Here is a 12,454-nt window from a genome sequence, read left to right as displayed (position 1 = left end):
CATTGTCGTATGTCCCTTAGAGCCTGAATCCGAGGACGATGGCCAGGGCCAGGATGACACCGCCCAGGATGTAGGCGGCGTACGTGCGCACGAGGCCATTCTGGGTGAGGCCAACGGCGCGTCCGAGCAGCTGCGAGCCGCGCCCGAGGCCGGTGAGCGCGCCGTCGATAGCGCTCGCGTCGCCGACGGTCGCGACGGTGACGAGCCCCTTGGAGGGCATCATGAACAGGGCTTCGTTGGCCCTATCCTGGTAGAGGTCGCGCCGAGCGGCCTCTACCAGGATGTTTCCGGCGGGAACGGAGGCGGGTACTTCGTCGCGCCCGTACTTCATCCACGCGATGAGAGCGCCGGCGATGACCAGGGCCAGGGTGGCCCCCTGGATCACGTACTCGTTCAGGACGGGCTCGCCGTGCTGGGCGCGGCCGATCGCGGGGGCCAGCCAGTTGACGAAGGCGTCGCCCATGGACAGTGCGCCGCCGAGGAGGACGGCGCCGAGCGCCAGGATGATCATCGGAACCGTCATGAGGGGGCCGGACTCGTGCGGGTGCACGGGGGCGCCCTCGGCCTCGGTGGTCCAGCGGGCCTTTCCGTGGAAGGTCATGAAGAAGAGACGGGACATGTAGAACGCGGTCACGCCGGCGCCGACCAGCGCAACCAGGCCGTACACCCACCCGATCCACGGAGCCTCGCTAGCTCCGAATTGGTGGGCTCCAAACGCGGCTTCGATGATCCGATCCTTCGACCAGTAGCCGGACAGGGGCGGGACGCCGAGGATCGCGAGCCAGCCCATCATGAAGGTCAGCCACGTGACCTTCATGACGCCGCGCAGGGCGCCGAACCGGCGCATGTTCACCTGGTCGCCCATGCCGTGCATGACGGAGCCCGCGCCCAGGAACATGAGGGCCTTGAAGAAGCCGTGGGTAAAGAGATGGAAGATCGAGAACGCCCACCCGATAGGGCCCAGGCCCGCGCCCAGCATCATGTAGCCGATCTGGCTCATGGTGGAGGCGGCCAGCACCTTCTTTATGTCGTCCTTGGCGCAGCCCACGATCGCCCCGAACAGCAGGGTGATCGCGCCGACGACGGCGACCGCGGTCGCGGCCACGGGGGCGGCGCTAAAGACCGCGCCGGAGCGGACGATCAGGTAGACGCCGGCGGTGACCATCGTGGCCGCGTGAATCAGGGCGGACACGGGGGTCGGGCCAGCCATGGCGTCACCCAGCCACGCCTGCAGCGGGAACTGCGCGGACTTGCCGCAGGCGGCGACCAGCAGGAAGAACCCGATGATGGTCGCTGCGGAGGTGGGGATCGCGCCGACCCGGGAGCTCACGTCCGAGAAGGACACGGACTGAAAGGACGCGACCATGGCCATCATGGCGATGAGCATGCCCATATCGCCGATGCGGTTCATGACGAATGCCTTCTTGGCTGCCACCGCGTTGGCGGGCACATGGTTCCAAAATCCGATGAGCAGGTAGGACGCCAGGCCCACGCCTTCCCACCCGGCAAACAGGCCGGCGTAGGAGTCGGCCAGCACCAGGGTCAGCATCGCCGCGATGAAAAAGTTCAGGTAGGCAAAGAAGCGGCGCCGGGCCGAATCGTGGGCCATGTAGGCAATCGCGTACACGTGGATGAGGGAGCCGACGAAGGTCACCAGGATCACGAAGGTGATGGACAGGGGATCGACGAGCAGCCCGAAGTTCACCGTGAACTCGCCGGCGGGGATCCAGGTGAACAGGGTGTGCGCGAAGCGGCGCCCGTCCTCGGGTGCATTCCACATCTGGGCGGCGATGAGCGCGCCGACGACGAACGTCGCCCAGGACGCCAGCGTGGCCAGCAGGTGGCCCCACTTGTCGCAGGCGCGCCCCAGGAGCAGGGCCAGCCCGGCTGAGGTGAGCGGGATCAGGATGAGCAGCCACGCGTAGGAGGCGATCCCCGTGGCGGCAACCGTGTCAACCGCGCCTGGGACCTGTGCGGAAATGAAGGCGGTCATGCGTTACGTCCTCCTTCAGTTCTTCAACAGGTTGAGGTCGTCCATGCTCGTGGTCGAGCGCGAACGATAGATGGACACGATGATCGACAGGCCGACGACGACTTCCGCGGCGGCGACAACCATGACGAAGAACGCCATGATCTGTCCGTCAATGTTGGAATTGATGCGCGAGAACGTCACGAGGACGAGGTTCGCGGCGTTGAGCATCATTTCGACACCCATGAGCGCGATGACCGCGCTGCGGCGCACGAGGACCGTGGTCGCTCCGATGGCGAACAGCACACCCGCGAGGATGAGGTACCAGGCGAGGCTCATTCGTTCTCTTCCTTCTGGTCGGTGGTGGTGGCGCGCTGGGAGCGAGGCCGGGGCTGGGCCATGCCGGTGGGCGCGGGGGCGCCGGGCATCCCGAAGGAGCCGGAGCGGGCCACGTTGAGCGTGCGCCCGATGGTGTAGGGGGATTCTTCCTCGGCGTCCTCAGTCGCGGGAGCCTCGGTGCGGGCCAGGGTGAGCTGGGCCGACACCTCGGGGGCGACCTCGCCGATCGTGCGGGTCAGTCCGCGCACGCGCAGGACGCGGGGCACGGATTCCTCAACGGGGCCCAGGGTTTCGCCGGAGATCGCCGGCACGTCGGCCGCGTTGGACTGGGCGTACACGCCGGGGGCGGGAAGCTGGCCGATGCGAGCGCCCTTCTCCTTAAAGGCGCGCATCTTGTTGCGCGCGGTCTCGGCCTGAGTCGCCTTGGCGACCAGGCGGTCGGAGTGGGTCAGCAGCATCGCGCCCACAGCGGCGATGATGAGCAGCCCACCGGCCAGCTCCATGCTCAGCCAGTGTTCCTGGAAGAGCAGAATCGCCAGGTCGGTGATGGGCTGATCGGAGTAGGGGTCGGCGTTGCTCGGCGAATGCGTGGCGGGCACCGACTTGAGAACAGCCGTCGTCACGATGAGGATCATCCCGGCCCCGCCGGCGGTGGCCGCGATGATCGCTCCGTGGCTCTGGCGCGCGTAGTCGTCGGTGTTTCCGATGCCAATGAGCATGATGACGAAGAGGAAGAGCATCATGATCGCGCCCGTGTACACGACGACCTGCGCGACGCCCAGGAAGGGCGCGTTGTTGGCGAGGTACAGGACGGCCAGGCCCAGCATGACGCCGACCATGCAGATGGCCGCGTGCGCGGCCTTCTTGCAGAAGAGGACCCCCAGGGCGCAGACGATCATGACGATGGCCGCGCACACGAAGAGGATGATCTCGCCCACCGACCCCATCATGGGCCAGCCGTTGGACATGTTCATGAATGTGCCTCCTGCGCGACTCTTACCGTCTTGAGGGAGGGGTCGTCGGGGCGGCGGGCCGCGACCCAGTCGACTTGGGTGGCGGTGGGGCCGGTGACTTCCCCGCGGTAGTAGTCGATGTCGTTCTTTCCCTCAACCATGGGGTGTGGCGCCGCGAGCATTCCGTCGGAGAGGGGAGCCAGCAGGTCTTCCTTCTCATAGATGTCATCCTCGCGGGTGTACTTGGCGATCTCGAAGTCGTTCGTCATCGTCAGGGCGCGCGTGGGGCACGCCTCAATGCACATGCCACAGAATATACAGCGCAGGTAGTTGATCTGGTAGACCCGGCCGTAGCGTTCGCCCGCCGAGTACTGCCGGTCGGGGGTGTTGGACGCGGCCTCAACGAAGATGGCGTCGGCGGGGCACGCCCACGCGCACAGCTCGCAGCCGACGCATTTTTCCAGGCCGTCGTCGTAGCGGTTCAGCTGGTGGCGTCCGTGGAAACGAGGCATGACGCGCGCGCGCTCGCGCGGGTACTGCTCGGTGACCGTGGACCGGAAGAAGGAGGACAGGGTGACTCCGTAGCCGGCCATGGGCGCCACGAACTGGGCGAGCGCCCCCTTGGGGTCGTGCTCGAAGAGCATTTCCTCGTCGGTGTTCTTCTCACTCATCGGTGCTCTCCTTCGGGCTGTCGGCCTCGGTGGCCGTGGCCGCCTCGCCCTCGATGCTGGCGGCGGCGCGCGGCGAGGCAACGGGGGTCTGTCCGGGCAGCGGCGGTACGGGGAAGCCGTCCTCGAAGCCCGTGTATTCGCGTTCGGACGCCGTCGCCTCCCCCGGTTCGGATCTGTCGGTCAGCCAGATGAACGCCAGCGCGATGAGGAAGAGGACGCCGACCCCGCCGAACAGGACGGGGGTGGTGACCTGGACGAACTGGGTGATGCCGCGCACCAGGGCGACCAGAACGAGCCAGCCGAGCGCGATGGGCATGAGTCGTTTCCAGCCGAGGTTCATGAACTGGTCGTAGCGGAAGCGCAGCAGCGTGGCGCGCGTCCAGACCAGCAGGAACATGAAGAACCAGATCTTCAGGAAGAACCAGAGCATGCCCCACCAGCCGGAGTTGACGAACTCGACGTGGGACAGTGGCCACGGGGCGTGCCAACCGCCCAGGAACATGGTGGTCGCCACCGCGGACACGTTCAGCATGTTGACGTACTCGGACAGGTAGTACCAGCCGAACTTCATCGACGAGTACTCGGTCATGTGACCGGCGACCAGCTCGCCTTCAGCCTCGGGCAGGTCGAAGGGCAGCCGGTTCACTTCGCCGGTGGCGCTGATGCAGTAGATGACGAACGCGGGGAACAGGGTGAACGCCCACCAGAACTGTCCCTGCGCGGCGACGATCCGCGAGGTGGACATGGAGCCCGACATGAGGAAGACGCTCACCAGGGACAGCCCCATGGCCAGCTCGTAGGAGATGACCTGCGCTGAGGAACGGACGGCGCCGTACAGGGGCAGGGTCGAGCGGGTCGACCAGCCGCCGAGCACGATGCCATACAGGCCCAGCGACGTGACGGCCAGGATGTACAGGGAGGCGACGGGGGTGTCGGCCAGCTGCAGGGGGGTGGAGATAGGGCCGATAGTAACGTTCGGTCCCATGGGGATGACGGCGAAGACGCTGAAGGCGGCGAAGGCGGCGATTGCGGGGGCCAGGAAGTACAGGAACCGCTCGGCTCGGCGCGTCCACATGTCCTCTTTGAAGAGCAGCTTGCCGGCGTCCGCGAAGGCTTGGAACAGTCCGAGAGGACCGGCCACGTTGGGACCGGGACGGGTCTGCATGCGGCCCAGGCCCCGGCGTTCGACCCACAGGGCGATCAGCACGTTGACGATCAGAAAGACGATGATGAACACGGCCTTAATCAGGCTGATCCACCAGGTGTCCTGGCTGAAGTCCGCGGCGGTGTACTCCGGGACTGCAAAGGGTGCGAATGTCATCGTGCCACCTCCTGCGTGGCGCGCAGCGTCGCGGCGGTGCCAACACCGCCGAGGTTTTCATGAAGGACGGAGCCGTCCGAGCACTCGGGAACCCACGCAACCGAATCTGGCAGGTCGGCGATGGCGGCTGGAAGGGTGATCGTTCCGCGCTCGGTTTCCAGCGTAGCGTCTTGGCCCGGAGTGATCCCGGCGGCGGCCAGCGTCGCGGCCGCGGCCAGGAGGACGGGGCGGCGGGCCGATCCGGCCAGCCAGGGGGCGCCGTCCTGGAGTCGTCCGGCGTCGATCATGGGCTTGTGGGAGGCGATCAGCACGCGCCCGGCGCCCACTTCGGCGGCCGACGCGGCCGAGGCCGGGGTGAACTCCTGTGGCTGGCCGTCCCATTCCATGAGGTCGTTGACCTCGGCGTACAGGTCCGACAGCGCGGTGATACCCAGGTCGAGGTCGAACTCTTCGGCCAGGCGAACCAGCACGTCGCGGTCCGTCAGGGACGTCGCCGAGCGGGCCTGGCCGAAGGGACGCAGGCGGCCCTCCCAGTTGATGTACGTGCCGTTCTTTTCGACCGCGGGGGCGACGGGCAAAACGACGTCCGCGCGCTGGGTGACCTGGGAGGATCGAACCTCCAGGGACACCAGGAAGGGAACATTTTCGAGTGCCTGGCGCACGCGCGCGGGGTCGATAAAGTCGCGCACGTCGATGCCGCCGACGACCAGCGCGCCGAGTTCGCCCCGGGCGGCGGCCTCGATCATCTGGGTCGCGTCGAGCCCACGCTCGGGCAGGTCACCCCACCCGAGGGAGTCGGCCCCGGCCCGGTCGATTCCGCGTCCGAAGGGGGCCAGCCCCGGGAGGAGCCCAGCCTCGACGGCGGCCCGGTCACCGGCGCGGCGAGGAATCCACGCCAGGCGCGCACCCGTGCGCTCGGCCAGGGCGACGACAGCGGAGAGCAGGCCGGGGGTGGCGGCTGCGCGCTCGCCCACCAGGACGATGCCGTCGGCCAGCGCGGCCGCCAGGTCATCGAAGCGGCCGCCGCCAATGGCTTCCACGATAAAGGCCTCGTCGCCGGGGGCCGCGTGCAGCACGCGCGCATTCATCTTGCGCGAGCCCGCGGAGGTGAAGGGGGCGATCGTCGCGACCTTCACGCCGGCCTTGCGCACTGCCTTGCGCAGGCGCAGGAACACCGCGCCGCACTCGTCCTCGGGCTCACAGGCGACCAGGAGCACCTGCCTGGCGTTCTCCAGGTCCGCATACGTCGTTTCGAGTCCGGAGCCGGCCACGCGGGACGCCAGGAAGGAACGCTCCTCCTCGCTGGAGGGGCGGGAGCGAAAGTCGATCGAATCGGAACCCGCGACGGTACGGGCGAACTTCGACCACGCCCACGCGTCCTCGAAGGTCAGGTGGCCGCCGGGCAGGAAACCGACGGACGACCCGGCGCCCTGTAGGCCTTCGCGCACGCGATCGAGGGCGTGGGACCAGGACGTGGGAACCAGCTCGCCGTCGGAGCGCACGAGCGGGGTCGTCAGGCGGTCTACCTTGTCCCATTCGAACGCGAAACGGTCCTTATCGGTGATCCACTCCTCGTTGACCTCGGGATCATTGCCGCTCATGCGGCGCACGACCTCGCCGCGGCGAATATCCTGGCGAATCGCGCTGCCGGAGGCGTCGTGTTCGGTGACGGCCGCCGTCGACACCAGATCGAAGGGGCGCGCACGGAAGCGGTAGGACGCGGCGGTCAGCGCACCGACCGGACAGATCTGGATGACGTTGCCCGAGAAGTAGGAAGCGAACGCGCGGCCCGACACGTCGCGCTCATCGACACAAAGATCGCCCTCGTTGAGGGAACCGACGATCGCGTCGGTGCCGAACGGTGAGGACAGCGTCGAGGTCGAGGCATCCTTTGCCTTCGGGTCGAAAAAGTCCAGCGTGGTCGAGTCGAAACCGCCGACCTGCGCGCCCATGAAGTAGTGGTCGTCCGTGGGGGCGCTGCCGCCACCACGCCCCTGCAGGTCCATGAACACGTCGCCACAGATCTCCTTGCCGAACCGCACGCAGCGCTGGCACAGGATACAGCGCTCGCGGTCCAGCAGGATCTGAGAGGTGAGGCGCAGCGGCTTCTTGAACGTGCGCTTAGAGTCCGTGAAACGGGATTTGCCGCGGCCATCGCTCATCGCCTGATTCTGCAGGGGGCATTCGCCGCCCTTATCGCACACCGGGCAGTCCAGCGGGTGGTTGATGAGCAGGAACTCCATGACGCCGCGCTGGGCGCGCATCGCCGCCTCGGAGGTGTGCTGCGTCTTGACGACCATGCCCGGGGTGACGGTTTGCGCGCAGGAGGGCTGGGGCTTGGGCATGAATCGCAGCTCGCCCGTGTTGCGGTCGGGCATGCCCACCTCCACCAGGCACTGACGGCACGCGGCCACAGGATCCAGCAGCGGGTGGTCGCAAAAACGCGGGATCCGGATACCGGCCTGCTCGGCCGCGCGGATCACGAGCGTGCCCCGGGGGACTGAAACCTGAACGTCGTCGATGGTGACGTCGATCATGTTCGCAGCGTCGCTCATCGGCCACCTCCTCGCGCGTAGTTAACGGACGCCTCGTAGGGGAAAAGCTCGCGGGCGGGCGTGGTCAGCCCGGCCTCGAACTCGTCGCGGAAACGCTTGATGCCCGAGATAATCGGGGTTGCTGCGGCGTCGCCCAGCGGACAGAAGCTGCGGCCCGCGATATTGTGCGCGATCTCGTCGAGCAGGTCAACGTCGCCGGGGCGGCCCTCGCCTCGCTCAAGGCGCGCCATGATGTGCTTCATCCAGTAGGTGCCCTCGCGACAGGGCGTGCACTTACCGCAGGACTCGTGCTGGTAGAACTCGGCCCAGCGGGAAACGACGCGCACGACCGAGACGGTCTCGTCGAACACCTGCAGGGCGCGCGTGCCCAACATCGACCCGGCGGCGCCCACGGATTCGTAGTCCAGCGCAGTGTCCAGCTCGTCCTGCGTGAAGATCGGGGTGGAGGAGCCGCCGGGGGTCCAAAACTTCAGCGTATGCCCCTCCCGGATGCCTCCGGCCATCTCGATGAGCTCGCGCATCGTGATGCCGAAGGGGGCCTCGAACTGTCCGGGGCGCTCGACGTGGCCCGACACGGAGAAAATACCGTGGCCCTTCGACTTTTCGGTGCCCATCGACGCAAACCACTGCGGGGAATTGCGCAAGATGCCCGTCACCTGCGCGATGGTCTCAACGTTGTTGACCACGGTGGGGCGGGCGTACAGGCCCGCGACCGCGGGGAACGGGGGCTTGAGGCGCGGGTGGCCTCGGCGGCCCTCAAGGGAGTCAAGCAGGGCCGTTTCCTCGCCGCAAATGTAGGCTCCCGCGCCCGCGTGTGCGGTGATCCGCAGGTCGCCCAGCACGCCGGCTTCGGTGGCCTCGCGCACCGCCTCAAGCAGGCGGCGGTACACGTGCGTGACCTCGCCGCGCAGATACACGAACGCGTGGTCGCAGCCGATCGCGCGCGACGTGATCGCGATGCCCTCAATGAGGACGTGCGGGTTGCCCATGATGAGCGGAATGTCCTTGCAGGTGCCCGGCTCGGATTCGTCGGCGTTGACGACCAGGTAGCGCGGGCCGCCATCGTCGGGCGGCAGGAAGGACCACTTGAGTCCCGAGGGGAACCCGGCGCCGCCACGGCCCCGCAGACCCGACTCTTTGACGGCCGCGATGATGTCGGCGGGCTCCATCGCGCGCGCCTTTTCCAGGCCCAGGTAGCCGCCGCGCTCACGATAGGAGTCCAGCGTCCACGAACGTTCCTCGCCCCACCCGTGGGTGAGGATCGGGGTCAGCGGCCCGGGCGCAACGTATATGGTGCTCACTTCGCCTCATCTCCCCGCGCGTCACTGGCCTCGTCGGCGACATCGACGGCAACCGGTCCGGTCCAGCCGCGCTCGGCGGCGATTCTTCGACCCAGCAGGCTGGCTCGGCCGGCGGAGGGGCCCTCGTTCTGGTGGCCGTCGAGGAAGCCGGCCAGGACACGCTCGTTCTTCTTGAACGTGGGGGCCACGTTTGGGCCGCGCGTCGGATGAAGGTCGCGGCCCGCCTGGATGTCGTCGATCATCGCCGCAGCCGATTCCGGTGTCTGGTTATCGAAGAACTCCCAGTTGACCATGACGACGGGGGCGTAGTCGCACGCCGCGTTACATTCGATGCGTTCGAGCGTGACGCGGCCATCCTCGCTGGTCTCATCGCTGCCGACGCCGACCTTTTTGGAGACCTGCTCCCAGATTTCATCGCCACCCATCACGGCGCACAGCGCGTTCGTGCACACGCCCACCAGGTAATCGCCGGTCGGGTGGCGCTTGTACTGCGTGTAAAAGGTCGCGACCGCGCTGATCTCCGCGCGCGGCAGGTCCAGGGTGGTGCTGACAAAATCGATGCCGTCGGGGCTGACGTATCCGTCCACGGACTGGATCAGGTGCAGCATGGGCAGCAGGGCGCTGCGCGCGTGACCATCCGGGTAGCGGGCGATAATCTGCGCGGCGTCCGCCTGAAGGCGCGCCAGCGTGTCGGGTGTGTAGCTCATCGGTCAACGCCTCCGAGAACGGGGTCGATAGCGGCCAGGGAAACAACCACGTCGGCCAGCTGGCCACCCTCGGTCATCATGGCCAGTGCTTGCAGGTTTGCGAAGGATGGGTCGCGGAAGTGGGCGCGGAACGGGCGGGGGCCGCCGTCGGAAACCAGGTGGACGCCCAGGATGCCCTTCGCGTGCTCGACGGTCTGATAGACCTGACCGGCGGGCACGCGAAAGCCCTCCGTGACCAACTTAAAGTGGTGGATGAGGGATTCCATGGACTCCCCCATGATTTCGCGGACATGTTCGGCGGAGTTTCCCTGACCGTCGGTTGCCACCGCCAGGCGGGCGGGCCACGCGATCTCGGGGTCGGCGACCATGGTGGGCGCTCCCTCGCACCCGTCCAGCCTGGCGAGGGCCTGCCACACGATGCGCATGGACTCGTAGCATTCGTCGAATCGGACCATCGTGCGGTTGTAGACGTCCGACTTGTCGCGCGTGGGCACGTCGAACTCGAAGTTCTCATACCCGCAGTAGGGCTGGGACTTGCGCAGGTCCAGTGGCAACCCCGCGGCGCGCACGCCGGGGCCCGTGTGTCCCAGGGCCATGAGGGCGCTCAGCGGCATGACGGACACGTCGCACAGGCGCTTTTTAAAGATCGGGTTTTCCTGCAGGATGTCTTGCAGCTCGCCGATGTCCTTGCGGGCGCGGCGCAGGCGCTCGCGGATGTAGCCGGTGGTGCCCTCGCCGATGTCCTGGATGACGCCGCCGGGGCGGATGTACTCGTGGTTCATGCGCAATCCGGTGATGCGCTCGAAGACGCGCAGGATTTCCTCGCGGGCGCGAAAGCCGATCGTCATGATCGTCGTGGCGCCCATTTCGTTGCCGGTGGATCCGATGGCGACCAGGTGCGAGGCGATGCGGCACAGCTCCATCATGAGGACGCGGATCAGCCTCGCCCGCTCGGGCACGTCCTCTTCGATGCCCAGCAGCTTTTCGACGCCCAGGCAGTATGCGGTCTCCTGGAAAAAGGGGGCGACGTAGTCCATGCGCGTGCAGTATGCGACGCCCTGGGTCCACGTGCGGTACTCCATGTTCTTTTCTATGCCGGTGTGCAGGTAACCGGTATCGACGCGGGTTTCGCGGACCTTTTCGCCGTCGAGCTCGAGGATGAGGCGCAGCACGCCGTGGGTCGAGGGGTGCACGGGGCCGAGGTTAACGACGATGCGTTCGGAGGTGATGGCCTCGATCTCGTGAAGAACGTCGTCCCAGTCGCCGCCCTGGGTGAGGACCTCGGGAATCTCCTCCAGGGGCAGGTCGGCGGCACCGACGGGAGCGTGGAAGTCGGCGGTCATCAGTTCACACTCCTACGGACGTCGGCCGGGGCCGTGACGGCGCCCTTGAATTCGACGGGGATGCCACCCAGGGGGTAGTCCTTGCGCTGGGGGTGTCCAATCCAGTCGTCGGGCATCGCGGTACGCGTCAGGGAGGGGTGAGCGGTGAAGACGATTCCGATCAGGTCCCAGGTTTCGCGTTCCTGCCAGTCGTTGCCGGGGTAGATGGAGACGATGGAGGGGATGCGCGGATCCTCGTCGGGGCAGGTAACTTCGAGGCGGATCATGCGGTTGTGCGTGATCGAGTACAGGGGGTAGATGGCGTGCAGTTCGCGCCCCTTGTCCTGCGGGTAGTGGGCGCCGTTGGTGCCCAGGCACATCTCGAAGCGCAGGTCCGGGTCGTCGCGCAGATAGGAGGCGACGCGCGCGATGTGCTCGCGGGCGATGAAGATGGCGAGCTGGCCCCGGTCGACGGTCACCTTTTCGATGACCTCGGCGACGTCAAGTCCGTCGGCACTGATGAGTTCTTCGAGGACGTCAACGACCTGGTCGAACCAGGAGCCGTAGGGGCGGGTGGCTTCGCCGGGCAGGAAGGAATCGGTGACCAGCCCCGCGAAACCGGAGGTGGAGGAGTCGGTGCCCGCGCCGAAAAGGCCCTCGCGGTGGGCGATGGGTTCGGGCAGGGCAAAACCACGCGGGGACGAAGCCGCCTCTGCGCGGGTGGGCGCGTCTTCCTCGGGGACGGACATGTCGCTCATGCGAGGAGTCCCTTCATCTGGTGTGTGGGGGTTGCCGCAAGAGCGGCCTGCTCCGCCTTGCGCGCGATCTCGCGGCGGTGGACGCCCAGGGGTTCTTTGCCGATCTGTTCGCGCAGGACCAGGACCGCGTGGATCAGGGCCTCGGGGCGGGGCGGGCAGCCGGGCAGGTAGACGTCGACGGGGACGATGTGGTCGCAGCCCTGGATGACGGCGTAGTTGTTGAAGACGCCGCCGGAAGAGGCGCACGCGCCCATGGAGATGACCCACTTGGGTTCGGGCATGGAGTCGTAGACGCGCCGGATGATGGGGGCCATCTTGTGTGAGACGCGGCCGGAGACGATCATCATGTCGGAGTGGCGCGGCGAGGCGCGAAAGACTTCCAGGCCGAAACGCGCCATGTCGAATCGGGGGGTGCCGGCGGCCATCATCTCGATGGCGCAGCACGCCAAGCCCATGGTGACGGGCCACTGGCTGTACTTGCGTGCAAGCCCGAGGACTTTCTCGACGCTGGTCAGCGCAATGCCCGCAGGCAGGGATTCTTCGAGTCCCACTTGTCTC

At 67.1% G+C, this 12,454-nt stretch carries 11 protein-coding genes; all 11 read right to left on the bottom strand.

Annotation, left to right across the window (positions count from 1 at the left end; translation table 11 throughout):
• Window positions 1–16: 16 nt before the first annotated feature.
• Genes nuoL through BLT68_RS05055 form a run of 11 tightly spaced genes read right to left on the bottom strand, consistent with a single transcriptional unit; the run spans window position 17 to window position 12,447 of the window.
• Window positions 17–1,993: an NADH-quinone oxidoreductase subunit L gene (gene nuoL / locus BLT68_RS05105; protein WP_074633171.1), complete on the bottom strand. Its 1,977-nt coding sequence runs from the start codon at window positions 1,991–1,993 to the stop codon at window positions 17–19.
• A 15-nt stretch (window positions 1,994–2,008) separates the two neighbouring features.
• Window positions 2,009–2,308, bottom strand: coding sequence for an NADH-quinone oxidoreductase subunit NuoK (gene nuoK / locus BLT68_RS05100; protein WP_009056164.1), 300 nt, complete (start codon window positions 2,306–2,308; stop codon window positions 2,009–2,011).
• A complete protein-coding gene (locus tag BLT68_RS05095; protein ID WP_074633170.1) occupies window positions 2,305–3,282 on the bottom strand; it encodes an NADH-quinone oxidoreductase subunit J in 978 nt (325 codons plus the stop codon). The genes nuoK and BLT68_RS05095 overlap by 4 nt, the downstream gene beginning before the upstream one ends.
• The gene (gene nuoI / locus BLT68_RS05090; RefSeq protein WP_070779147.1) at window positions 3,279–3,932 is read right to left on the bottom strand and encodes an NADH-quinone oxidoreductase subunit NuoI; all 654 of its coding nucleotides are present in this window, start codon (window positions 3,930–3,932) and stop codon (window positions 3,279–3,281) included. Before nuoI ends, BLT68_RS05095 begins: the two co-directional genes overlap by 4 nt.
• Window positions 3,925–5,253: an NADH-quinone oxidoreductase subunit NuoH gene (gene nuoH, locus BLT68_RS05085; RefSeq protein ID WP_074633168.1), complete on the bottom strand. Its 1,329-nt coding sequence runs from the start codon at window positions 5,251–5,253 to the stop codon at window positions 3,925–3,927. The genes nuoI and nuoH overlap by 8 nt, the downstream gene beginning before the upstream one ends.
• A complete protein-coding gene (locus BLT68_RS05080; protein ID WP_074633167.1) occupies window positions 5,250–7,808 on the bottom strand; it encodes an NADH-quinone oxidoreductase subunit G in 2,559 nt (852 codons plus the stop codon). The genes nuoH and BLT68_RS05080 overlap by 4 nt, the downstream gene beginning before the upstream one ends.
• Entirely contained in the window at window positions 7,805–9,109 is a 1,305-nt protein-coding gene (gene nuoF / locus BLT68_RS05075; RefSeq protein WP_074633165.1) for an NADH-quinone oxidoreductase subunit NuoF, read from the bottom strand. The genes BLT68_RS05080 and nuoF overlap by 4 nt, the downstream gene beginning before the upstream one ends.
• Window positions 9,106–9,816, bottom strand: coding sequence for an NADH-quinone oxidoreductase subunit NuoE (gene nuoE, locus BLT68_RS05070; RefSeq protein WP_074633164.1), 711 nt, complete (start codon window positions 9,814–9,816; stop codon window positions 9,106–9,108). The genes nuoF and nuoE overlap by 4 nt, the downstream gene beginning before the upstream one ends.
• Window positions 9,813–11,159 (bottom strand): NADH-quinone oxidoreductase subunit D, encoded by a 1,347-nt coding sequence (locus tag BLT68_RS05065; protein WP_074633162.1) that lies wholly within the window; start codon window positions 11,157–11,159, stop codon window positions 9,813–9,815. The genes nuoE and BLT68_RS05065 overlap by 4 nt, the downstream gene beginning before the upstream one ends.
• Complete coding sequence (locus BLT68_RS05060) at window positions 11,159–11,896, bottom strand: NADH-quinone oxidoreductase subunit C (RefSeq protein ID WP_074633160.1); 738 nt, start codon at window positions 11,894–11,896, stop codon at window positions 11,159–11,161. Before BLT68_RS05060 ends, BLT68_RS05065 begins: the two co-directional genes overlap by 1 nt.
• Window positions 11,893–12,447: an NADH-quinone oxidoreductase subunit B gene (locus BLT68_RS05055; protein WP_050695249.1), complete on the bottom strand. Its 555-nt coding sequence runs from the start codon at window positions 12,445–12,447 to the stop codon at window positions 11,893–11,895. The genes BLT68_RS05060 and BLT68_RS05055 overlap by 4 nt, the downstream gene beginning before the upstream one ends.
• Between the last annotated feature and the right edge of the window lie 7 nt (window positions 12,448–12,454).

It is taken from the genome of Schaalia meyeri (assembly GCF_900105015.1).
In the GTDB taxonomy this organism is placed as follows: domain Bacteria; phylum Actinomycetota; class Actinomycetes; order Actinomycetales; family Actinomycetaceae; genus Pauljensenia; species Pauljensenia meyeri.
Note: the sequence above shows the minus strand (reverse complement) of the source record. Positions and strands in the feature narration are given on the sequence as shown.